A 22,922-nucleotide genomic window follows, 5' to 3' on the forward strand; every position below is an offset into this window, starting at 1 on the left:
GCCCTCGCTTCTGCGAGGGTTTTTTTATGTCCTGATAAGCCGGCGATCAAACATAAACGGTAACGCTTTCACACCCGGCAGATAGTCACTAAATGCAGGATGGAGAGGGTTCAGGATGGCGTTGTTTTCCATCGGGATAATCGTGGAAGGTAGCATCAGCGCGGCACCTTCAGCGGATTGCAGCCAGCCGGTGCCGAGATCCATTGTCGACAGTGGCGCTGGATCATGACGCCAGTCCGGCGGCAAAAATGCTTCAGCAAGATAGGCAACTTCTGCATCCGGGATGTCGATACTGAGTAAGGTGTACTCATCCAGCACCGACTCTCTTCCGATATGGACCAGCACTTCCAGTGCTGCGAGTGACACCGACGTGGCAACATAAACGGTGGGATAGCCTTTATGATTCCAGCGTCCACCATACTGTTTTGCCCCATAACCGGACCAGGCTTCAGCCGCATACTGGCTCTTCGTCAGCCGATAAAAAATCACGAGAAAACACCGTGCTCCAGACGGCCGATCAGATCGAGCACATCCAGCGCACCGCTCTCCGTCGTCAGTAAGGTGATGGGCGCAACATTGCCTAACCCTTTCACCGGCCGGCTCAGCCACTGGGTGGCCTCTTCTTTATTACCAGCAAAAAGCTGAACGGCGGCATCCATCACGCGGACGAAGCGGGCGACACGTTCACTCTCGTCGGGTGACAGACTTTTACCCGTGCTTTTACGACGGGCAATGTTGCGTTCATTAATCCCTGTGACCTTCATGATTTCGGCGCGCGTCATGGCCGACCAGTGACGGATATCATCAATGACGGCCACCGGCAAACCGGCTTCCAGCATACGCGTTAACTCAATACCACGTGGAGGCAGGCCTGCAACCCGCCACAGCGTGTTGTCATTGGCTCCAGGCTGAGGAATATAAGCTCGCATGTGAGAAACTCCATACAGACAAGTGTCATGCTCTATTATTGACACTTGTCAGATTATTTCAATAGCGCAACCCTTAATGCGCGCGCCACTCCCGCAGTAATTCTTCCGTGGTTTTAACCCGCACCGGATTGCCCGGCATGATCAAATCCGCCCACACTTCGTTGTGCTGATTAATAAGCTGCTGCGCCGACACATGTGTGCGATCGGCGGTGGTGTGGGCATCGGCCGCCACGGTGACGTGATAGCCAAGGCTGGCCCCGACTTTGATGGTGGTATCGACGCAATAATCGGTGGCGCAGCCGCAAATGACAAAGCTTTCAATCTGATGCTGTTCAAGCTGCGCCGCGAGCCCGGTTTGCCAGAAGCTGTCGCAGGCGGTTTTGGTGATGTAAAGCGCGCCGGCGGGTTGTTCCAGTTCGGCGACTATTTGCCAGTCTGCGGAGTCAGCGGCTAAATCCGGCCCGCTATGCTGAATAAAAATGACCTGATCGGCGGCGGCCATCAGCTGATTAATGCGCGCGCAGCGTCCGGCGCGGTCGTAACGCGGCGTTGCCAGCACGCCATTTTGCATATCCACTACCATTACCACCCGTTGTGCCATTGTCGCCTCCTTTATAGGTCAGGCCCCAGTGTCGCGCTGAAGGGCCAGGCGCGTAAAGCGATTGGGCTTTGCTTTTTTTGTGCGCGCCGCGCATGCTTACTGCCTGATAGCGTATGGAGGTGTGTGGTGACGGTGGTTCCCGAAGTCTTTCCCTGTGAGCAGGATCGTGCGCAGTTTCAGCACTTTGCTGAGCTGCCGGGCATTGAGCTTTATCAGGCGCACATCTCCCGCTACGCTTTTGAGCCCCATACCCACGAAGCCTTCGGGATTGGCACCATTGAATCCGGCGCGCAGCGCTTTCGTTACCGCGGCACCAATTATGTCGCGCCGGTGCATTCGCTGGTGATGATGAATCCCGATGAACTGCACACCGGTGAATCGGCCTGCGCTGAAGGCTGGCGTTATCGCATGATCTATATCGATCCGGCGGAGATGGATCGGCTGACCGGCGATCGCAACTGGTGGTTCAGCGATGCGCTGCGCACCGATGCGCGCCTGGCGCAACCTTTCTCTCACGCGCTGGCACAGATGTGGCAGGCGCAAAGCGCGCTGGAGCGGCAGGGCGCGCTGCTGGATCTGCTGGAGTGGCTGCGTCCGCTGGCGCAGCAGGGCGTCGCGCGGCCGCGCGAAGGCGCCCACCGCTTTGATGTGGTAAAAGCCTGGCTGCGCGATAACCTGGCAGAGCCGGTGCGGCTGGAAGAGCTGGCGGCGCTGGTATCGCTGTCGCCGTGGCATTTTCTGCGCAGTTTCAAACAACACTTTCACGTCACTCCCCATCAAATGCTGATGGCCTTCCGCCTGTTCGAGGCCAAGCAGCGGCTGGCGCAGGGCGAGAGCGCCGCCAGCGTGGCGGCGGCGGTTGGCCTCACCGACCAGGCGCATCTGACGCGGGCGTTTGCCCATCGCTACGGCATTACGCCGGGACGCTATCAAAAGCAGGTGTTCAGCGGACGTTAACCGCAATCTGCTACAAGCCTTTCACCTTTTCCTGCGCCACACTGTGGCGGATTAAAGATAAAGGAAAGGTGTATGTTTGCAGGAATAGTGTTTGCCCTCGCGGCGGGGCTGATGTGGGGCATGATTTTTGTCGGGCCGCTGCTGATACCCGATTATCCGGGCACGTTGCAATCGGCGGGTCGCTATGTTGCCTTTGGTCTGGTGGTGCTGCCGCTGGCGTGGCTCAGCCGGCGCCGGCTAAAACAGCTGACGCGCCCGGACTGGACGGAGGCGGTGAAGCTGTCGCTGGTGGGCAATCTGCTCTATTACGCCTGCCTTGCCAGCGCGATTCAGCGCACCGGCGCACCGGTCTCCACCATGATCATCGGCACGCTGCCGGTGGTGATAACCGTCACCGCTAATCTCTGTTATGGCCATCTCGAAGGGCGCCTGCCATGGCGCCGGCTGATGCCCGCACTGGTCATCATTGCTGCCGGTCTGGGCTGCGTCAACGCGGCGGAACTGCACGGGCAGGGGCCGGCATTTGATCTCTGGGGCTACCTGAGTGGCCTGCTGCTGGCGGTGCTGGCAGTGGTGTGCTGGACCTGGTATCCGCTGCGCAATGCGCGCTGGCTACGCGAGCATCCTCAGCACAAACCGTCGAGCTGGGCCACCGCGCAGGGGCTGGTGACATTGCCGCTGGCGCTGGTGTTTTATGGGCTGGTGAGCCTGCAGATTCACTGGCAGCAGCCCGATTTCGCTTTGCCGTTCGGCCCGCAGCCGGCGCGCTTTATCTGGCTGATGCTGGCGATTGGTTTGTTCTGCTCATGGCTGGCGGCGCTGTGCTGGAATGCCGCCAGTCAGCGTTTGCCAACGGTAGTGATGGGGCCGCTCATCGTATTCGAAACGCTCTCTGGCCTGCTGTGGACCTTTATTTACCGCCAGAGCTGGCCACCGTTGCTCACCAGCGTCGGTATCGGCTGTCTGATCGTTGGCGTGATCTATGCCATGCGCATTAAACCGCAGCGGCTGACCGCACTTCCTTAACCCTGCCCTGCTGCTGAGTCATCCACTCAGCAGCGCTTTCCTCTGATATTTTAGGAATTTGACCAGCCGATAATCCCGCCTCAGTGACCTGATACTGGCCGCCACGCGCACGCTATATAACCGAGCAGCGCTACGGCTGCCCGGTTTTCATTCTCTTCCGCTATAAAACTCCCTGCCGTCAGCACGGTAAAAGGTCGACTTTAGCTGCCTTTTAGCATTCCGGTGGGATAAAAAAAGCGCATATCGGGCAACAATTCGCCGGTTTGGCGCGTAAAAAACTCTTCGCCAGTCGGATTTTTACCCGGCTGTGGCACTGAAAATCCAGCGTGAGAAGCCACCTTAGCCTTAAGCGTTACCGGCATTGTTAAGAATGATTCCCAACAGCTGCCAGAAAAAAAGATTAAAGATGACGATGGATTTAAGCGCAGTATTTACCGTGGATAACCGTTTTTCGGCTTTATAGTTTAAACATCATAACGTTTTTGAACCGGAGTATTCCTGGTGTGGTTTAAGAGTTAGCCGACTAGCGCTGATCGCCAAAGCGATCATAAACGCAGCGGCCAGATCCAGTTTAAAACTGAGCCAATGTGTGAGCGGTTACACCGTGTTGTTCATTAACGCTTAACAGAATTGTCTGTGATCAGGTCTGATTATTAGTAATCGTGAAGTAATAGACTAAGCACCAATCTCACCGAAATGAGATTGGGCTAAGTCTAAATGGCTTGAAACGCGAGGCTTTTGCTGGTGTGAATCAATTTTACCGCAAAAAAGGAAGTGATTCCGTGATGGCATTCATCAGGAAAAAGTGGTTCGAATTGTTATGTAGCGAATGCCGAATTTAATGATCTTCATCTCTTCTGGTAAGAACAAATCTCAGCATTAAGTCATATAACATCGGCCTCAATGGTATTAGCGATTATCGGAACCGGAAGGGTAATGATAAACGCTACGGCTAATATCCAGTAAACGACAGCTGCGACGGGTACCGATGTCGAAAGTGGTTTGCAGGAAGTTGACCGCCTGACGCTTTTCATTCGTAGTGAAGAAGTTTTTCAGCACGCTTTGCAGCATCTCCTTGTCGGAGCTCAGGGTCTGCAGCTCGCGCGTAAGGTTCTGCAGTTTATCCTCCAACTCCTTGATTTTTCGACCCTCCTCTGAAGAAAGCCCGGAGAACTTCTTCTTCCAGCTATAGAAGGTGGCCTCGGAAATGCCCAGCTCCTCACAAATCTCCCTGACTTTCACTCCCGTTTCAGAAGCTTTAATGGCATTTGTGATTTGCTCTTCGCTATATCGTGACTTTCTCATAAATGCTCTTACCTTTCTTATCAATTAGTGGATGAGAATTACTGTATTAATATCTGGTACTGCAAAAACGGTATTAATGCAGTATTAAAGTGCGCGATTAGAATTGCGAGGGTTAAATTAAGTTATTTAGAATAAATATCATCATGGGATAAATCTTATTTTATTCTTAATGCCATTGAACGCCTTCCTGGTGCTGGGTTTTTGATATAGATTCATTCCATCCCAAATGTAGAAAAATACGACAATCATTGGAAATTCGGCATAGCCTGCTTGCAAAAAACTCAGGATATGCCTGTGAACTTTTGTCCTGAATTCGGGTTGAAATCGTTTACATCCATCGGGCTTCGCACCAGGTTTAATCGGAATTTTCCTGAATTTAATCGCTAAACTCTGACGCGAGTCTCATTTTTCGGACCAGCCTGGTTTGAAGTTATTAAATTGTGTCAGGCCCACTGAGCGCTTGTTAATTCATTTCAAGGACGTTGTACCGAAAAGCAGTTGCTGTACGTAATACTAAGGACCAGTCAATGAAATTGAGCGTAATGTCTAATGCCGCCTGGATGATGTCTGAGAAGATCGTCTCGGTATTCGGCGTCATATTTGTGACCTCCTACGTGGCAAAATCCTTTGGCCCAACGGTGTTTGGCCAAATGGCATTTTCGACCTCGCTGTTCTCCATGGTGCAAACCGTGGCGATTTTTGGTACCGAAACCATCCTGTTCAAGCGCATCAGCAAAAGTGCGCCGAAAGGCCTGCGGTTAATGGCCGTGGCGCGGACCATGCGCCTGGTGCTGCTGTTGCTGACATCAATCCCGGTGTTGATTTGGGTCTGGTACAACATGCAGGAAAACTTCCTTGCGTTTGCACTGGCCTCGTTTATCTCGTCGGTGTTTGTTACCCAGGACACGTTCAGCGTGTATAACAATGCGCGGCTGGCGTCGCGGCTCAATACCATTGCTAACTCGGCCGGCTTGCTGCTGGGCTTTGCCATGAGCTTCACCATCGCCTGGCTGCACCTCAATCCACTGTGGCTCACCGCCTCGATTGTGGCCGTCACGCTGGTGCCGTACGCCATCAAGCGCGTCAATTTCTATCGCGAACATCAGGATCTGGCGCCGCCGCAGGACAAGCGCACCACCTACCTGCGCTACCTGATGTATGCCGGCCTGCCGCTGGCCATCTCCAGCATCTTTATCTCGGTGCAGGTGAAAGCCGCACAGATGTTCCTCGCGGGCATCGCCTCAGCGCGCGACCTTGGCCTGTTCGCCGCCGCGAATACCATTTCGGCTTCCTGGATTTTTATCCCGGTTGCCATCATCACTTCCTGCTTCTCGGAGATTTTCCGCGAGCGTGGAGCAGCCGCGATCAAGCTCACCGCGCGGCTGAACGGCTATGTCATGGGAGTTTCATTGCTGTTATTAGCGGTGATTGCCTTGTACGGCGAAAAAATCATCATCGCTTTATATGGTCACGAGTACACACAGTCCGGAAGTCTCATTACGTTACTGTCGTTAGCAACCTGCTTTTCGGCAATGGGGACCGTCGCTTATCGCTACATGGTGAAAGAGGGCGGGTTTAACTATCTGTTGAAGAAGATCATTTGTCTGATGGTCATCAGCCTGCCGCTGTCGTGGTGGCTGATCCAGGGCTACGGCATCATGGGTGCCGCCTGGAGCGTCTTCATCACGGAGTTACTGTCCCTGACCGTAATGAATTACTTCTTCAAAAACGGCGTCATCCAAAAAATTCAGGTTTCCTCACTCAACTACAAAACCTACAAATGAGGTCAGATATGATCAGGTTGAAAGACGAACTCAGAAGAAGCGTACAGTATTTCATCAAAAAGATGCCCTGGGCTTACCAGGATCGCATCTACTACTTTCACAAATTCCGTAAGCTGCCGAACCTGCGTCAGCCGAAGGTGTTCAACGAGAAAGTGCTGTATCGCAAATTCGTCTACGGCGACTACCAGTGCTATGGCCGCCTGTCGGACAAGTTTTCGGTGCGTGAGTACATTGCCGAAAAGGTGGGCAGTGAGTATCTGATTCCGCTGGTTTATGAGACCAGCGATCCGCACTCACTGCATACGCTGCCGAGCTGGAAGAACACGGTTATCAAGCCGAATCACGGCTCCAACATGGTCGAGATCCTGCTGGAAGAACCGGATGCGCTGAAAAAACAGCAAATTATCAGCGACTGCCAGCGCTGGCTGAAGACCGATTTCGCCAACGAGGCGCGCGAGATTCACTATCGCTATATTAAGCCGCGCATTCTGGTGGAGAAGTACATCGGCGATGGCAAAACCGCGCCGATCGATTACAAGTTTCACATGTTCAACAAGCGCGACGGCAATTTTGAATATGTGCTGCAGGTTATCTACAACCGCTGTAATCCGCTGCTGTCGATGAACTTTTACGTCAACAATCTTAACGAGGCGTATCACAAAATCCGTGATACCGGGCTGGATGTGTCACCGCTGCTGCCACAGCTGCAGCACGCGCTGGCGCTGAGTAAAACGCTGGCCAGCGACTTCGATTATGTGCGTGTGGACTGGTATATCGATGGCGAACAGATCTACTTCGGTGAGCTGACGTTCACGCCAGGCGCCGGGCTGGTCACCGGGTTGGATCGGGGGCTTAATCAGATGATGGGTGATATGTGGATTCAGGATCGTCGCGATACGCAGAGATCGGACGTCACGGTGCCGGAAGTACCACTTCCAGCCGTATTGAAGAAAATTTGAAATCACACAGCAAAATAAAAAACCCCGCTTAGCGGGGTTTTTTATGCGCCGCGTTTACGGCATTGGCCAGTCGGCTGGTGTCTGGCTCATCACCTGAATAAACGCCTCTTTGGTGATGGACATAAAGTTATGCACGTTTTCCATGCTCAGCGTAATGCCGAGCAGACCGGTAACGAACCAGCATGACATCGCTACGCCCACGCCGCCGCACATCAGCGCCATCACGTGGTGGCTGTTCTGACGCAATTTAATTTTCATGGTGCTGGCGAAGAACATCATTACCGCGCTGAGCAGTTCCCAACGCATGACGATCAGACTGGTAGTTAACGTAGCCATCGGCGAAAAACCTCTTGAGATCAGTAATATCCCTGACATTCATCGGACATCACTGGCGGCAGAAAAGGGAGGTCAGGGAAGCCCTTCTGTCGTCTTAATACAGCTTGAATCTGTGACTTGGGTCACATTATATCACTGGATTTGAAAATTTGAACAAAATTTAGACCTGGTATGGCAGGCCAAGAAAGGGCTGGAGGAAGGTGAGGAGGAGGGGAAAGGCGCGCCCGCGTGGGGCGCACTGACTTCAGCGTACCGGGCAGCACTCGCCGGTGGTGCGCTGGGCAAAGCTGTTCATGCCTTCGCTGCAGTCAAAGTTGACCAGACGCGGACGCTGCACCATCGCCTGGCGACGCATGCTGTGACGATAAGCGGTAGGGGTTTGCGAGAACTGACGGCGGAACACGCGCGAAAACGTCTGCTGCGAGTCGTAGCCGTACTGCATCGCAATGTCGAATACCGGACGCTGCGTCTGACGCAAGGCTTCGGCGGCCAGCGTGAGACGGCGTTCACGAATATAACCACCCAGCGTTTGTTTCGTAACTGTACGGAACATACGCTGCAGGTGCCATTTCGAGTAACCCGATTTTGCCGCCACTTCATCAATCGACAATGTTTTATCCAGATTCTGATCGATCCAGTTAGTCAGTGAATGGATGATTTCCTGTTGCATCATAGCCTGTTCCTTCTGCAAGGTTATCGCCTGGTTTGAAATTCGCTGTTTTGCTGGGGTGCGAGTATAATTCCTCAAGTTAACTTGAGGTAAAGGCCCTAAATGAAAAAAGAACGCAATTACCCAAAACCGGTGCTGACGCCGGGCGAAGTGGCGAAACGCAGCGGCGTGGCGGTATCGGCGCTGCACTTCTATGAAAGCAAAGGCTTGATCAGCAGCACGCGCAATGGCGGTAATCAGCGCCGCTACAGCCGTGATGTGCTGCGCCGTGTGGCAATCATCAAAATTGCCCAGCGCATCGGGATTCCGCTGGCGACGGTCAGCGACAGCCTGATGCACGTGCCGGCGAATAAGCGCATGTCGACGCAGGAGTGGGACGCGCTGACGCAGCACTGGCGCGAAGAACTGGATAAACGCATCGAAACCCTGACGCGTCTGCGCAACGATCTTGACGGCTGCATTGGTTGCGGCTGCCTGTCGATGCGCGACTGCCCGCTGCGCAATCCGGGTGACCGTCTGGGGCAGCAGGGCTCCGGAGCGGTCCTGCTCGATCCGCAACAGGACGAGCCGCAGCGTTAATCCGCTATACTAGATGCCAACCCTTAGCAGCAAGGAATCGCGCATGATTACCGTTCACCATCTGGAAAACTCCCGTTCTCATCGGGTGCTGTGGCTGCTGGAAGAGCTGGCGGTGCCGTATCAAATCAAACGCTATCAGCGGGAAAATACCCTGCTGGCGCCGGACGAATTAAAGAAAGTGCATCCGCTGGGTAAATCGCCGGTGATTACCGATGGCAATCGGGTGATCGCCGAATCGGGCGCCATCCTCGAATATCTGCAGCTGAAATACGACAGCGAGCATCTGCTAGCGCTGCATGAGGAAGAGGAGCAAATTCAGGCGCGCTACTGGCTGCACTATGCTGAAGGTTCGCTGATGCCGATGCTGGTGATGAAGCTGGTGTTTGCGCAACTGGGCAAAAAGCCGGTGCCATGGCTGCTGCGCCCGGCCGGCGTGGCGCTGAGTAAAGGCATTCAGAAAGCGTGGCTGAACAAGCAGCTGGCGCTCCACGGGCGCGTGATTGAGCAGCATCTGGGCCAGCAGCGCTTTTTTGCCGGTTCACGCTTCAGCATTGCCGATGTGCAGATGAGTTTTCCGCTGCTGGCGTTGCAGATGCGTGGCGCGCTGGGTGAGATGCCCGCCACGGCGCGCTGGCTGGAGAATATGCAGCAGCGGGCCGCGTGGCAGCGCGCGCTGGAGCAGGGCGGCCCGATTCAGTTCAATAACGGCTGAGGCGCAGCGGTAACGCAACGAAACAAGATGCCGCGACGCGCTGTCGCGGCACCGCAGCAAACCACCTGAAATGCCAGCATTTTTCCTCCATGATTTCCTGCTTCCGCTAGCGTAACGCCAGCCATAATTGCGCCTGAGCTGCGCATTATCCTGCCTGCCAGGTGATTAGCAGTTGAAAACGCCACCCCAAACGCCAGATAATCGTTTGCCTTTTTCCGCGTCACCCCTTTTTGACCTGGAATACGCGGCCACGTAATCGTTTGCCTGCTTTTCTCTCTGAGACATCTTCACCAGGATGATGCGCAAACGCGAGCCGCGCGGTGACCTATATCTTAAAAAACACAGAGGAATAACTATGTCTGGCGAATCACGCCCGGCCAGGGGAAAACTGGACGCCTGGTTCCACATTTCAGCACGCGGCAGCAGCGTGCGGCAGGAAGTGCTGGCTGGCCTCACCACCTTTTTAGCGATGGTCTATTCGGTCATCGTGGTGCCTGGCATGCTCGGTAAAGCGGGCTTCTCACCGACGGCGGTGTTTGTCGCTACCTGTCTGGTGGCCAGCTTTGGCTCCCTCATCATGGGACTGTGGGCCAACCTGCCGATGGCGATTGGTTGTGCCATCTCCCTGACCGCTTTTACCGCGTTCAGCCTGGTACTGGGCCAGCACATTAGCGTGCCGGTGGCGCTGGGCGCGGTCTTCCTGATGGGCCTGCTGTTCACGCTAATTTCCGTGACCGGCATTCGCGCGTGGATTCTGCGTAACCTGCCGATGGGCGTGGCGCACGGCACCGGCGTCGGTATCGGCCTGTTTCTGCTGCTGATTGCCGCCGATGGCATTGGTCTGGTGGTAAAAAACCCGGCGGCAGGCCTGCCGGTGGCGCTTGGTCACTTCACCTCTTTCCCGGTGATCATGGCGCTGATCGGGCTGGCGGCGATTTTTGGTCTGGAAAAACGGCGGGTACCGGGCGGCATTCTGCTGACCATCATTGCGATTTCGCTGCTTGGGCTGATTTTCGACCCGGCGGTAAAGTGGCAGGGGCTGTTTGCCATGCCAAGCCTGCGTGATGCCAGCGGCCAGTCGGCAATGTTTAGCCTGGATATCATGGGTGCGCTGCAGCCGGTGGTGTTACCGAGCGTGCTGGCGCTGGTGATGACCGCGGTGTTTGACGCCACCGGCACCATTCGTGCGGTGGCCGGGCAGGCGAACCTGCTGGATAAAGAGGGCCAGATTATCAATGGCGGTCGCGCGCTGACCACTGACTCTATCAGCAGCCTGTTTGCCGGACTGGTGGGTGCCTCGCCCGCCGCAGTGTATATCGAGTCCGCTGCGGGTACTGCCGCCGGCGGTAAAACCGGCCTGACGGCGATTGTCGTGGGTCTGTTGTTCCTGCTGATTCTGTTTATGTCGCCGCTGGCTTATCTGGTTCCGGCCTATGCCACCGCACCCGCGCTGATGTATGTCGGCCTGCTGATGCTGAGCAACGTGGCCAAAATCGACTTCAATGATTTCGTCGATGCGATGTCTGGCCTGCTGACGGCGGTATTCATCGTACTGACCTGCAACATCGTCACCGGCATCATGCTCGGCTTTGCCGCGCTGGTGATTGGCCGCCTGTTTGCCGGCGAGTGGCGCAAGCTCAACGCTGGCACGGTGGTGATTGCTGTGGCGCTGGTGGCGTTCTACGCGGGCGGCTGGGCTATCTGACCGCAATCCGGGCGTCAGTCCGGATTATTCTCTTTATCGCACACGCCGCACATCGGGTAGCCCCGCCGGGCGGCGTTTTGTTTTACACTTTCCGACGCAACATCGCTTCGATTAATATGATTCGCCTAAGGAAAGCATGGAAATCTTCTTTACTATTCTCATCATGACGCTGGTGGTTTCGCTGTCCGGCGTTGCGGCACGTATCCTGCCGTTTCAGATCCCGCTCCCGCTGGTACAGATCGCGGCCGGCGCGCTGCTGGCCTGGCCAACCTTTGGTCTGCACGTCGATTTTGACCCCGAACTGTTCCTCGTGCTGTTTATTCCGCCGCTGCTGTTTGCCGATGGCTGGAAAACGCCGATCAACGAGTTTCTGCATCACGGCCGTGAAATTATCGGCCTGGCGCTGGTGCTGGTGCTGATTACCGTGGTCGGTATCGGCTACCTGATTTACTGGCTGGTGCCGGGCATTCCGCTGATTCCGGCGTTCGCGCTGGCGGCGGTGCTGTCACCGACCGATGCGGTGGCGCTCTCCGGCATCGTCGGCGAAGGGCGCATCCCGAAAAAGATCATGTCGATTGTCCAGGGCGAGGCGCTGATGAATGACGCGTCGGGCCTGGTGTCACTCAAGTTTGCCGTCGCGGTGGCGATGGGCACCATGGTGTTCACCTGGGGCGGCGCCAGCGTCGAATTCCTTAAAGTGGCGATTGGCGGCCTGGTGGCCGGTGTCGCAGTTTGCTGGCTGTACGGTCGTTCGCTGCGCCTGCTCAGCCGCTGGAGCGGTGACGATCCGGCAACGCAAACCGTACTGCTGCTGCTGCTGCCGTTCGCCTCTTATCTGATTGCTGAACACCTCGGCGTCTCCGGCATTCTGGCGGCGGTCGCGGCCGGTATGACCATCACCCGTTCCGGCATCATCCGTCAGGCACCGCTGGCAATGCGCCTGCGCGCCAACAGCGTATGGCAGATGCTGGAGTTTGTGTTCAACGGCATGGTGTTCCTGATGCTGGGCCTGCAGCTGCCGGACATTCTCTCCACCTCGATTGCTCAGGCGAACGCCGATCCTAACGTCGAGCTGTGGATGCTGTTCGCTGACGTCGGACTGGTCTATGCGGCGCTGATGATCGTGCGCTTCGGCTGGCTGTGGATCATGAAGCGCACCAGCCTGCGCCTGCTGAAGAAGAAGCCGCTGGAGTTTTCCAGCTACTCGCTGCGTGAACTGCTGATCGCCTCTTTTGCCGGCGTGCGCGGTGCTATCACGCTGGCCGGTGTGCTGTCGATTCCGCTGTTCCTCAGCAATGGCGAACCTTTTCCGGCGCGCTACGAACTGGTGTTTATCGCCACCGGCGTGATTCTGTTCTCTCTGTTTGTCGGCGTGATTCTGCTGCCGATTCTGCTGCGCGGCATGGAGAGCCACGACAAAGTGGGACACCGTCGCGAAATCCAGAGCGCGCGTGCTGCGATGGCCGGCGTGGCGATCGAAAGCCTGCACAAAATGGAGCAGCGACTGGAAAACGACGCTGAAGAGAACATCGATCCTGAGCTGCTGAAAGAGGTCAGCCTGCGCGTGATTGGTAATCTGCGTCGTCGCGTCGATGGCAAAGATGATATGGAGCAGGCGCTGTTTGCGGAAAATCTGGAGCGCCGTTTCCGCCTGACCGCGCTGCGCGCCGAGCGTGCCGAGGTTTATCATCTGCGCGCCACCCAGCAGATCTCCAACGAGACCATGCAGCGCCTGCTACGCGATCTCGACCTGCTGGAAGCGTTGCTGATAGAAAAAGAGGAATAGCCGCCGCGTTTTGCTGCTCTCCGATCCCGCGGCCGCCTGACAGACAGGGCGGCCGCTTTGCTACAGCGATAGCCGTGGCGCGTTATCCGGCCAGTGTTCGCGGCAGCAGGCAATCCACGCCTGCGCGCTGCGCGACAGATAACTGCCTTCGCGCCAGATTAGCCCCAGACGCCACTGCAGCTCCGACTCCAGCGGCAGCCACAGCAAGGCCTGTTTATCCAGCCGCTGGCAAATCGGCTCCGGCAGGATCGCCAGCCCCATATCCGCCTGCACCATCGCGGCAAGAAAATCCCACTGCGCGCTGCGCAGCGCGATATCCGGCATCACTCCCTGGCGCTGAAACGCTTTCATCAGCTGGCGGTTAAGCGAAAACTCTTCGTTGAGGATCAGCAGGGGATGCTGAGCCAGCTCGGCCAGCGTCAGGCTGGTGCGGTTGAGCCAGCGCGCGCTGCGCGGCAGCAGCACGCACAGCGGATGGCGCATCAGTTCCAGCGTATTCAGCGGCAGCTCCGCATCAATCGGCAGGGCGGTCAGCGCAATATCCAGCCCGCCGCTCAGCACCGCCTGCTGCACCGTCAGGCCACCAAATTCGGAGATTTTCAGCTGTACGCCGGGATAGCGGCGGCGGAACGCTGAGATCGATCCGGCAATCTGCATGCCGACCATCGGCGGAATGCCCAGCCGCAGCTCACCGGTTTTCAGCTGGTTGATGTCACTGATTTGCGCCTCCAGCTGATGAAACTCCTGCAAAATCGCCAGGCCGCGCTGATACACCGCCTGGCCGCTGTCGGTGAGATGCAGCTTGCGTCCCTCGCGCAGCAGCAGCGTGCAGCCCAGCTCTTCTTCCAGCTGGCGCAGCATTTTGCTGATGGTGGGTTGCGTCACGAACAACTTCTCCGCCGCGCGGGTAAAGCTCTGCTGACGCACCACTTCGGTAAAGTAACGCAGGGCACGCACGTCCATAAACATTCCTTTTTGGCATAGTTTGAATAATTTTAATTCATTTCTTTCACACTCTGGCGCGGATTTATACTGAAACCCTGAATTTTGAGGGGGAAGAGAGAAATGGCGTCCGCGCTTCGTCCGCGCACCACGGATATCCTGCAACGCGTCACGGTGCCGCTGCAGCTGGTGCTGTATATCGCCCTGTTCGTTGCCAGCGGTCAGCTGGTGAGCTGGCTGCATCTGCCGTTACCGGCCAACGTCGTGGGTATGGTGTTGCTGTTACTGTTGATCGTCAGCGGTATCGTGCCGCTGCGCTGGGTTAAAGCCGGGGCCAACTGGCTGCTGGCCGAAATGCTGCTGTTTTTTATTCCGGCGGTGGTGGCGGTGGTGAATTACAGCGACCTGCTGCGCAGTGAAGGCTGGCGCATCTGCGTGGTGATCGCCGTCAGTACGCTGATGGTGCTGGCGGCCACCTCGCTGGTGGTCGATCGCTTATACCGCTTCGAACTGGCGCGCGCGGCGCGTAAGCAGGGCGATCGTGACTGACTTTATCATTAGCCTGTTGTGTCTGGCGCTGACGCTACTGGTTTACTACCTCAATAAACGCCTGTACCGGCGCAGGCCCACACTGCTGCTGATGCCGCTGGTGTTAACGCCGCTGGTGCTGGTGGCGCTGCTGCTGCTGACGCACGTCAGCTGGCAGGATTACATCGCTGAAAGCCACTGGCTGCTGTGGCTGCTGGGGCCGGCGACGCTGGCTTTTGCGGTGCCGGTTTACGAAAACCTGCACATTATCCGCCGCCACTGGCTGTCGCTGAGCGTGGGCGTGATCACCGCCACGCTGGTGGCCGTGTGCAGTTCGGTATGGCTGGCGCGGCTGCTGACGCTACCGGAGAGCATCCAGCGCAGCCTGGCGGTGCGCTCCATCACCACGCCTTTTGCGCTGGCAGCGGCCCAGCCGATTGGCGGCCAACCCGATTTGGTCGCGCTGTTCGTAGTGATTACCGGCGTGTTTGGCATGGCGGTGGGCGACGTGCTGTTTTTACGCATCGCGATTAAGCAGGGCGTGGCGAAAGGCGCCGGCTTTGGCGCCGCCTCGCACGGTGCCGGCACGGCACGCGCTTATCAGCTCGGCCAGCAGGAGGGCGTGGTCTCCAGCCTGGTGATGATGCTCTCCGGCGTGCTCACGGTGTTGCTGGCCCCGCTGCTGGGACAGCTGTTATGGCATGCCTGACGGGCAAATCTGCGCCCGCATCGCCCTGCATGTTATCGGATGCGGTCAGTTTCTGCCCGCTGTAACCCATTTTTACGTAAAGCTTTCCAAATAAAGTTGTGTCACGTCGCCGCGCTGTTTACCCTTTGCGCCGAATTATGTGTCCTTCATGGAGTGGATTGTTATGTTTAAGCAACTTGTTACGGGAAGCGTTTTAGGTCTGGCACTGCTGAGCGGCGGCGCGCAGGCGATTGAGGGCAGTGTTGACGTGGGTGAGCACAGCACCAACCTGAACCTTGGCCTCGGCACCGCTTCACCGGGTCTGTTTCTGAAAGGCAACTGGCTGCGCAGCGATCACGACGGCAGCACCTACGGCCTTGGTATGGGGTATAACCTGGATGTGGGTGATTTCCGCGTGGCACCGACGGCGAAAGCGCTGTTCACCCATCCGGAAGATGGCCGTGATGGCTTCACCGTGGCGCTGGGTGCCGGTGCGCAGTATAACTTCAACAGCATGTGGGGCCTGTACGGCGAATATTACTATGCGCCGGAAGCGTTCTCCGATCGTCTGGACAGCTATAAAGAAGCCTCAGGCGGCCTGAGCTTTACGCCGATTTCGCTGCTGAACCTGCGCGTTGGCTATCAGTACATTGAGCTGAACAACAAAGGCGACCGCAAAGATAACGTGCTGGTCGACGGCCCGTACGTCGGTGCGTCGCTGCGTTTCTGATGACTGGACCAGGTGCGCATGAATGCGCACCCTACGAAATTCTGTTGGGTCGCCATTTATGGCGACCTGGTCAATTACCGCACTACGTTCATGGCGACCTGGTCAATCATCGCACCCTCTCAATCTTAATGCGCTTTCCCCTGCGAAATCCCGACGCCCGTCTGTGAACGGATAAACTGTCCGCGGAATTTCGCCCGCTCCAGCGCCCCCTGCTGGGAATGATCGGTAATGGAAAACAGCCAGGTGCCGACAAACGCGACCAGCATCGAGAACAGCGCCGGATACTCATACGGATAGACTGGCGTTGCGTGTCCCAGTACCTGCACCCAAATGGTCGGGCCGAGAATCATCAGCACCACCGCCGTCAGCAGGCCCAGCCAGCCTCCCACCATGGCGCCGCGCGTGGTCAGTTTTGACCAGTACATCGACAGCAAAATAATCGGGAAGTTACAGCTGGCGGCAATCGAGAACGCCAGGCCGACCATGAAGGCAATGTTCTGTTTCTCAAACAGAATCCCCAGCGCAATCGCCACCACGCCCAGCACCAGCACGGTAATTTTCGACACACGCAGCTCTTCTCGCTCGGTGGCCTGACCTTTGCGGATCACGCTGGCATACAGGTCATGCGACACCGCCGAAGCGCCGGCCAGCGTCAGTCCGGCCACCACCGCCAGAATGGTGGCGAAGGCTACCGCCGAGATAAAGCCGAGGAACAGGCTGCCGCCGACCGCATTGGAGAGATGCACTGCCGCCATGTTAGTGCCGCCAATCAGCGCGCCGCTGGCGTCTTTGAAGGCCGGATTAGCGCCGACCAGCAGAATCGCGCCGAAGCCGATAATAAAGGTCAGGAAGTAGAAGTAGCCCATAAAGCCGGTAGCCCAGAACACGCTTTTGCGTGCTTCCCGCGCATCGGCGACGGTGAAGAAACGCATCAGAATATGCGGCAGGCCGGCGGTGCCAAACATCAGGCCCAGACCGAGCGACAGCGCGGAGATCGGGTCTTTCACCAGACCGCCCGGCTGCATGATCGCGCTTCCTTTCGGATGCACCGCCATCGCCTCGGTAAACAGCCTATTAAAGCTGAAACCGGTGGCTTTCATCACCATGATGGCCATGAAGCTGGCACCAAACAGCAACAGCACCGCTTTGATAATCTGCACCCATGTGGTGGCGAGCATGCCGCCAAACAGCACGTACAACACCATCAGAATGCCGACCAGCACCACCGCGATGTGGTAGTCGAGACCGAACAGCAGCTGGATCAGCTTACCGGCACCCACCATCTGCGCTATCAGATACAGCGCCACCACCACCAGCGAACCGCAGGCGGAAAGGGTGCGGATGGGCTTTTGCTGCAGGCGATAGGACGCCACATCGGCAAAGGTATAACGGCCCAGGTTGCGCAGGCGTTCGGCAATCAGGAACAGAATCATGGGCCAGCCGACGAGGAAGCCGAGCGAGTAGATCAGCCCGTCGTAGCCGGAGGTGTAGACCAGCGCGGAGATACCGAGAAACGAGGCGGCCGACATAAAGTCACCGGCCATCGCCAGGCCATTCTGGAAACCGGTGATGTTGCCGCCGGCGGTGTAGTAATCGCTGCGCGAGCGGGTGCGTTTGGACGCCCAGTAAGTAATGCCGAGCGTGGCTGCCACGAAGACCACGAACATGATGATCGCTTCGTAGTTGGTGGCCTGTTTTTGCACCGCGCCGGTAATGGCATCGGCGGCAAATACGCTGGCTGGTACGATAGCCAGCGAGGCGGAGAGCAGGCGCTTCATGATTTCACCTCGCTGACAATCTGTTTGGTCAGACGATCAAACTCGCCGTTGGCGCGCCAGACATAAACGCCGGTCAGCAGAAACGACACCACAATCAGGCCGACGCCGATGGGGATGCCGCGCGTCACACTAGTGCCGGCGTGCAAGGGCGTGCCGAGCCAGCCGGGCGCGAAGGCAATCAGCAGAATAAAGCCGACGTACAGTACCAGCATGATGAGGCTGAGCAGCAGCGCAAACGACTGACGTTTGTGCACCAGCTCCTGAAAACGCGGATTGCTTTCGATTTGTTGCCAGACGGCTTCCTGTTGGTTCAGGGCTTCGTTCATCACATTTTCTCCAGAGGCAAGGCAGACAGAAAACTCACGGCAACGTGATTTAACTGGCTGAATATTCTAGTTATAAAGGTTGTGCGATGGTGAAAAGCATACGGCGTAAGGATGGAAGAGCGGAGAGCTGCCTGCCGGGGACAGGCTGATACTCTCCGCCGGGTCAATGCCGGTTATGGCATGGTGATCGACTGTTTCTCCTCGAGCAATTTCTCCACCACGCCCGGATCGGCCAGCGTTGAAGTATCGCCAAAGTTGCTGGTATCGCCGGCGGCGATCTTGCGCAGAATACGGCGCATGATTTTGCCGGAGCGGGTTTTTGGCAGCGAATCGGTCCAGTGCAACACGTCTGGCGTGGCAATCGGGCCGATCTCTTTACGCACCCAGTTGCGCACTTCGCTGTACAGCTCTGGCGACGGCTCTTCGCCGTGATTCAGCGTGATATAAGCATAGATCGCCTGGCCTTTAATGCTGTGCGGAATCCCCACCACCGCGGCTTCGGCAATTTTCGGATGTGAGACCAGCGCGGACTCGATCTCCGCCGTACCAAGCCGGTGGCCGGAGACGTTCAGCACGTCATCGACGCGGCCGGTGATCCAGTAATAGCCATCGTCGTCACGGCGCGCGCCGTCGCCACTGAAGTAGCGATTTTTAAACGTCGAGAAGTAGGTTTGCTCAAAGCGATCGTGATCGCCAAACAGCGTGCGTGCCTGGCCGGGCCATGAGTCAACGATCACCAGGTTGCCCTCGGTGGCACCGTCCAGCGTATTACCTTCGTTATCCACCAGCGCCGGCTGGACGCCAAAGAACGGTTTGGTGGCCGAGCCGGCCTTCAGCTCGGTGGCACCGGGCAGCGGCGTAATCATGAAGCCGCCGGTTTCGGTCTGCCACCAGGTATCGACGATCGGGCAACGGCTGTCGCCAATCTTTTTGTAATACCACTCCCAGGCTTCCGGGTTGATGGGCTCGCCGACCGATCCCATGATGCGCAGGCTGCTGCGCTGAGTGCCGGCAATCGCTTTATCACCCTCGGCCATCAGCGCGCGGATAGCGGTTGGCGCGGTGTACAGCAGCGTGACCTTATGTTTATCCACCACTTCCGCCATGCGGCTGGGCTGAGGCCAGTTGGGTACGCCTTCGAACATCAGCGTGGTGGCCCCGCAGGCCAGCGGGCCGTAGATCAGATAGCTGTGCCCGGTAATCCAGCCCACGTCGGCGGTGCACCAGTACACATCATCGTCATGATAATCAAAAACATATTTGAAGGTGGTGGCAGCATACACCAGGTAACCACCGGTGGTGTGCAGCACGCCTTTCGGCTTGCCGGTGGAGCCGGAGGTATAAAGGATAAACAGCGGATGTTCGGCCTCGACCGCTACCGGCTGATGCTGATCGCTGGCTTTCGCCATCAGTTCATGCCACCACAGATCGCGGCCTTCGCGCCAGCCGGTCTCTTTGCCGGTGCGCTGGAACACCACCACGTTTTTCACGCTGGTGACGTTTGGATTGTTCAGCGCATCATCCACGTTTTTCTTCAGCGGAATGCTGCGTCCGGCACGCACGCCTTCGTCAGCGGTAATCACCAGTTTTGCACTGGAATCCACTACGCGTCCGGCCACCGCTTCAGGTGAGAAGCCGCCAAAAATGACCGAGTGCACGGCGCCGATGCGCGCGCAGGCCAGCATGGCGACCGCGGCTTCCGGCACCATCGGCATGTAGATCGCTACCACATCGCCTTTCTTCACGCCAAGGCCGGTCAGCACGTTGGCGAAGCGGCAGACGTCGGCGTGCAGTTCACGGAAAGTCAGGGTTTTGCTCTCGCTGGCGTCATCGCCTTCCCAGATAATCGCCGGGTGATCGCCGCGCGTAGCCAGGTGGCGATCAAGACAGTTGGCGGCAAGGTTCAGCGCACCATCTTCATACCAGCGAATCGAAATATTGCCGGGAGCAAACGAGGTATTTTTCACTTTGCTGTAGGGCGTCATCCAGTCGAGGATTTTGCCCTGTTCGCCCCAAAAGGCCTCAGGATCGTCAACCGACTGTTGATACAGCGCCGCATACTGATCGGCATTTATCAGGGCATTCGCTGCAATGGCAGCGGGTACGGGATGCTTGTGTATTTGGCTCATGGCTGACCTCCTTGAAGATGTTAATCATATGTCAATCAAAGGTTAATTGAAGAGTGAGGCCGGGCTTTGTTTCTGTTTTGCAGTCTGGATCACGACCTTGTGTAAGGCTGAAAAGTCACCCAATTCAATCTGTTTACCGGCGCAGGAAATGAGGCAAAACCACTGGCTGGATCAATAAAATTATGAACCAGCCGGTTAAATAAGCAGCAAACAGACCGGCACGTTTTTTCAGCAATCCTGAATAGCTATGCGGAAAATTATCGAATTAACACTTTTCATAACAGCGAGTTATGACAGGCGCATGTCAGCAGCATTTTATGCTGCCTGGCTGTGCAGGATTTAAGCTATCGCCCCAGGGGTTGCATTTACCGTAGTGAAAATGGTACTTATCTCGGCCCTGTTCAGCAGGTATCAACTCAGGCTGCATCATCGCGCGGGCGCATAATGCCGGCGCAGCGGTAACCGATGCAGTCCATTATAACCCTCTATTTTATCGGGCTTTTGCTCACTTCCCTGTGTGTAATGTCTTCTGCACCTTCGCAGCAGAGCAAAGGGGTTTTAACTGAGGAAATAACGCGTTATGAAAGGTTTTAAACTCACCCTCGCGTGGCAGATTCTGATTGCCCTGATTCTCGGCGTTATCGTCGGAACCGTGCTGCATAATCAGCCAGACGATCGTGAATGGTTAATCACTAACATTCTTACTCCTGCCGGCGACATCTTTATTCATCTGATCAAGATGATTGTGGTGCCGATTGTTATTTCCTCACTGATTGTCGGCATCGCCGGCGTGGGTGATGCGAAAAAGCTCGGGCGGATTGGTGTGAAAACCATCATCTATTTTGAAGTGATTACCACCATTGCCATTGTGGTCGGCATCACGCTGGCCAACGTATTCCAACCCGGCAGCGGCATTGATATGTCAACGCTGGCAACGGTGGACATCTCTAAATACGAAGCCACAACGGAAGCGGTGCAGGGTGCGCCACATGGCCTGGTGACCACCATTCTGTCGCTGATCCCGCAGAATATTTTCGCCTCGCTGGTCAAAGGCGACATGCTGCCGATTATCTTCTTCTCGGTACTGTTTGGCATGGGACTATCGGCGCTGCCGTCGGAGCATCGCGATCCGCTGGTGACTGTATTCCGTTCCATTTCCGAAACCATGTTTAAAGTGACGCACATGATCATGCGCTATGCGCCGGTCGGGGTGTTTGCGCTGATTGCCGTCACCATTGCTAACTTCGGTTTTGCCTCGCTCTACCCGCTGGCCAAGCTGGTGCTGCTGGTGTACGTGGCGATTCTGTTCTTTGCGTTCGTGGTGCTGGGTGCGGTGGCGCGCTTCTGCAAGCTGCGTATTACGACCCTGATGCGCATTCTGAAAGATGAGCTGATTCTGGCGTATTCCACCTCCAGCTCAGAGACCGTGCTGCCGCGCATCATGCAGAAGATGGAAGCCTACGGCGCGCCGAAGGCGATCACCAGCTTCGTGGTGCCAACCGGCTACTCGTTCAATCTGGATGGTTCAACGCTGTATCAGAGCATTGCGGCGATCTTTATCGCCCAGTTGTACGGTATTGACCTGTCGCTGACCGATGAAATCATTCTGGTGCTGACCCTGATGGTGACGTCGAAAGGCATCGCAGGTGTGCCGGGCGTCTCGTTTGTGGTGCTGCTGGCTACGCTGGGCAGCGTCGGTATTCCACTGGAAGGTCTGGCGTTTATCGCCGGCGTCGACCGTATCATGGACATGGCGCGCACCGCGCTCAACGTCATCGGTAACGCGCTGGCGGTGCTGGTTATCGCCCGCTGGGAAAACCAGTTTGATACCAAACAGGCCGCCGCCTACGAGTTGCAGCTGCGCACGCAAAGTGCCAGCTAAGCGACACGCTCTCTGACTGAACCCGCCTTCTGGCGGGTTTTTTATGTTTTGCAGACAAGTCCTGTCGTGATGAGCTACTGAAGAAAGTTTAAATTTATACCCACCATAACCACTCGCATCCGCCGTAGATAATCAAGAAGGCAATTTACATAAGGACTCACCATGAGATTCCCCGTTTATTTGCACAAAACAGAAAACGGCAGCTGGTCAGGTTTCGTACCTGACGTGCAGGGATGTTTTTTTGCGGGCAACACCGTTGACGAGGCGTTAAGCGATGCATTTGGTGCAATCGATGCGCATGTGGAATCGTTAGCGGACGCAGGCAAGGCCATTCCAAAAGCAGCCAGCGTTGAAACCCATATTAATGATGAAGAGTGCCAGGGAGGTTACTGGGCTTTCGTTGAGATTGATCTCAGTCGGTACGAAGGTAAAGCGGTGAAGCTGAACATCACCCTGCCGCAAAACTTACTGACCAAAATCGATAGCCACGTAGAAGCACACCGCGAATACGGCTCCCGTAGCGGCTTTCTCGCCGCGCTGGCACGCAGAGAGCTGGCAAACATCTAGCGC

Annotated in this window: 23 protein-coding genes; 13 read left to right on the forward strand and 10 right to left on the reverse strand. The window is 56.5% G+C overall.

What is annotated here, in order from left to right; genetic code table 11:
* Positions 1-24: 24 nt before the first annotated feature.
* The 3 genes from FT726_RS00085 to FT726_RS00095 form a co-directional block, all read right to left on the reverse strand.
* Positions 25-489, reverse strand: a complete 465-nt coding sequence (locus tag FT726_RS00085) for an RES family NAD+ phosphorylase (protein WP_088515717.1) — start codon at positions 487-489, stop codon at positions 25-27.
* Entirely contained in the window at positions 486-929 is a 444-nt protein-coding gene (locus tag FT726_RS00090; RefSeq protein ID WP_141496166.1) for an antitoxin Xre/MbcA/ParS toxin-binding domain-containing protein, read from the reverse strand. The genes FT726_RS00085 and FT726_RS00090 overlap by 4 nt, the downstream gene beginning before the upstream one ends.
* A 73-nt stretch (positions 930-1,002) precedes the next feature.
* The gene (locus FT726_RS00095) at positions 1,003-1,530 is read right to left on the reverse strand and encodes an isochorismatase family protein (protein WP_150059150.1); all 528 of its coding nucleotides are present in this window, start codon (positions 1,528-1,530) and stop codon (positions 1,003-1,005) included.
* A gap of 126 nt (positions 1,531-1,656) precedes the next feature.
* On the opposite strand from FT726_RS00095, the gene FT726_RS00100 reads away from it, so the two are divergent.
* Both FT726_RS00100 and FT726_RS00105 read left to right on the forward strand, forming a co-directional pair.
* On the forward strand, positions 1,657-2,487 hold the full coding sequence (locus FT726_RS00100) for an AraC family transcriptional regulator (protein ID WP_058757554.1): 831 nt from the start codon (positions 1,657-1,659) through the stop codon (positions 2,485-2,487).
* Between the two features lie 72 nt (positions 2,488-2,559).
* On the forward strand, positions 2,560-3,513 hold the full coding sequence (locus tag FT726_RS00105) for a DMT family transporter (RefSeq protein WP_288425008.1): 954 nt from the start codon (positions 2,560-2,562) through the stop codon (positions 3,511-3,513).
* Between the two features lie 909 nt (positions 3,514-4,422).
* Here FT726_RS00105 and FT726_RS00110 read toward each other — a convergent pair.
* Positions 4,423-4,818: a transposase gene (locus FT726_RS00110; protein ID WP_031279757.1), complete on the reverse strand. Its 396-nt coding sequence runs from the start codon at positions 4,816-4,818 to the stop codon at positions 4,423-4,425.
* A 527-nt stretch (positions 4,819-5,345) separates the two neighbouring features.
* Here FT726_RS00110 and FT726_RS00115 point away from each other — a divergent pair.
* Together FT726_RS00115 and FT726_RS00120 are read left to right on the forward strand one after the other, a co-directional pair.
* A complete protein-coding gene (locus FT726_RS00115) occupies positions 5,346-6,602 on the forward strand; it encodes a polysaccharide biosynthesis C-terminal domain-containing protein (RefSeq protein WP_058757552.1) in 1,257 nt (418 codons plus the stop codon).
* An 8-nt stretch (positions 6,603-6,610) separates the two neighbouring features.
* Positions 6,611-7,561, forward strand: a complete 951-nt coding sequence (locus tag FT726_RS00120) for an ATP-grasp fold amidoligase family protein (protein WP_031279756.1) — start codon at positions 6,611-6,613, stop codon at positions 7,559-7,561.
* A gap of 54 nt (positions 7,562-7,615) precedes the next feature.
* Here the strand turns inward: FT726_RS00120 and FT726_RS00125 are convergent, their stop codons facing one another.
* Entirely contained in the window at positions 7,616-7,897 is a 282-nt protein-coding gene (locus FT726_RS00125) for a YjcB family protein (RefSeq protein WP_010618515.1), read from the reverse strand.
* Between the two features lie 244 nt (positions 7,898-8,141).
* Entirely contained in the window at positions 8,142-8,570 is a 429-nt protein-coding gene (gene soxS / locus FT726_RS00130; protein WP_058757551.1) for a superoxide response transcriptional regulator SoxS, read from the reverse strand.
* A gap of 99 nt (positions 8,571-8,669) precedes the next feature.
* On the opposite strand from soxS, the gene soxR reads away from it, so the two are divergent.
* From soxR to FT726_RS00150, 4 genes are all read left to right on the forward strand, one after another.
* Positions 8,670-9,146, forward strand: a complete 477-nt coding sequence (gene soxR, locus FT726_RS00135) for a redox-sensitive transcriptional activator SoxR (RefSeq protein ID WP_021507832.1) — start codon at positions 8,670-8,672, stop codon at positions 9,144-9,146.
* Positions 9,147-9,189: 43 nt separating this feature from the next.
* A complete protein-coding gene (locus tag FT726_RS00140; protein WP_346302287.1) occupies positions 9,190-9,858 on the forward strand; it encodes a glutathione S-transferase in 669 nt (222 codons plus the stop codon).
* A gap of 355 nt (positions 9,859-10,213) precedes the next feature.
* Positions 10,214-11,563 (forward strand): NCS2 family permease, encoded by a 1,350-nt coding sequence (locus FT726_RS00145; protein ID WP_058757550.1) that lies wholly within the window; start codon positions 10,214-10,216, stop codon positions 11,561-11,563.
* A 136-nt stretch (positions 11,564-11,699) separates the two neighbouring features.
* On the forward strand, positions 11,700-13,349 hold the full coding sequence (locus tag FT726_RS00150; RefSeq protein WP_021507828.1) for a Na+/H+ antiporter: 1,650 nt from the start codon (positions 11,700-11,702) through the stop codon (positions 13,347-13,349).
* A 60-nt stretch (positions 13,350-13,409) separates the two neighbouring features.
* Here FT726_RS00150 and FT726_RS00155 read toward each other — a convergent pair whose 3' ends face one another.
* The gene (locus FT726_RS00155) at positions 13,410-14,312 is read right to left on the reverse strand and encodes a LysR family transcriptional regulator (RefSeq protein ID WP_021507827.1); all 903 of its coding nucleotides are present in this window, start codon (positions 14,310-14,312) and stop codon (positions 13,410-13,412) included.
* 102 nt (positions 14,313-14,414) lie between these two features.
* Between FT726_RS00155 and FT726_RS00160 the strand changes: the two genes are divergently transcribed.
* From FT726_RS00160 to FT726_RS00170, 3 genes are all read left to right on the forward strand, one after another.
* Entirely contained in the window at positions 14,415-14,840 is a 426-nt protein-coding gene (locus tag FT726_RS00160) for a CidA/LrgA family protein (protein ID WP_021507826.1), read from the forward strand.
* Positions 14,833-15,528: an LrgB family protein gene (locus tag FT726_RS00165; protein WP_021507825.1), complete on the forward strand. Its 696-nt coding sequence runs from the start codon at positions 14,833-14,835 to the stop codon at positions 15,526-15,528. The genes FT726_RS00160 and FT726_RS00165 overlap by 8 nt, the downstream gene beginning before the upstream one ends.
* A 163-nt stretch (positions 15,529-15,691) precedes the next feature.
* Positions 15,692-16,237 (forward strand): YfaZ family outer membrane protein, encoded by a 546-nt coding sequence (locus tag FT726_RS00170; protein WP_031279754.1) that lies wholly within the window; start codon positions 15,692-15,694, stop codon positions 16,235-16,237.
* Between the two features lie 125 nt (positions 16,238-16,362).
* Here the strand turns inward: FT726_RS00170 and FT726_RS00175 are convergent, their stop codons facing one another.
* The 3 genes from FT726_RS00175 to acs all read right to left on the reverse strand — a co-directional run bounded on the left by FT726_RS00175 (position 16,363) and on the right by acs (position 20,470).
* Positions 16,363-18,015: a cation acetate symporter gene (locus FT726_RS00175; RefSeq protein WP_150059154.1), complete on the reverse strand. Its 1,653-nt coding sequence runs from the start codon at positions 18,013-18,015 to the stop codon at positions 16,363-16,365.
* Positions 18,012-18,341, reverse strand: a complete 330-nt coding sequence (locus FT726_RS00180) for a DUF485 domain-containing protein (RefSeq protein WP_282954798.1) — start codon at positions 18,339-18,341, stop codon at positions 18,012-18,014. The genes FT726_RS00175 and FT726_RS00180 overlap by 4 nt, the downstream gene beginning before the upstream one ends.
* Before the next feature lie 173 nt (positions 18,342-18,514).
* Positions 18,515-20,470 carry an acetate--CoA ligase gene (gene acs, locus FT726_RS00185; protein ID WP_058774926.1) on the reverse strand — a complete coding sequence of 652 codons (1,956 nt, stop codon included), beginning with the start codon at positions 20,468-20,470 and terminating at the stop codon, positions 18,515-18,517.
* A gap of 580 nt (positions 20,471-21,050) precedes the next feature.
* Between acs and gltP the strand changes: the two genes are divergently transcribed.
* Together gltP and FT726_RS00195 are read left to right on the forward strand one after the other, a co-directional pair.
* Positions 21,051-22,352, forward strand: a complete 1,302-nt coding sequence (gltP, locus tag FT726_RS00190; RefSeq protein ID WP_058757544.1) for a glutamate/aspartate:proton symporter GltP — start codon at positions 21,051-21,053, stop codon at positions 22,350-22,352.
* A gap of 162 nt (positions 22,353-22,514) precedes the next feature.
* On the forward strand, positions 22,515-22,919 hold the full coding sequence (locus FT726_RS00195; protein ID WP_058757543.1) for a type II toxin-antitoxin system HicB family antitoxin: 405 nt from the start codon (positions 22,515-22,517) through the stop codon (positions 22,917-22,919).
* Positions 22,920-22,922 lie beyond the last annotated feature (3 nt).

The organism is Pantoea sp. Morm (assembly GCF_016643525.1).
Classification (GTDB): domain Bacteria; phylum Pseudomonadota; class Gammaproteobacteria; order Enterobacterales; family Enterobacteriaceae; genus Pantoea; species Pantoea dispersa.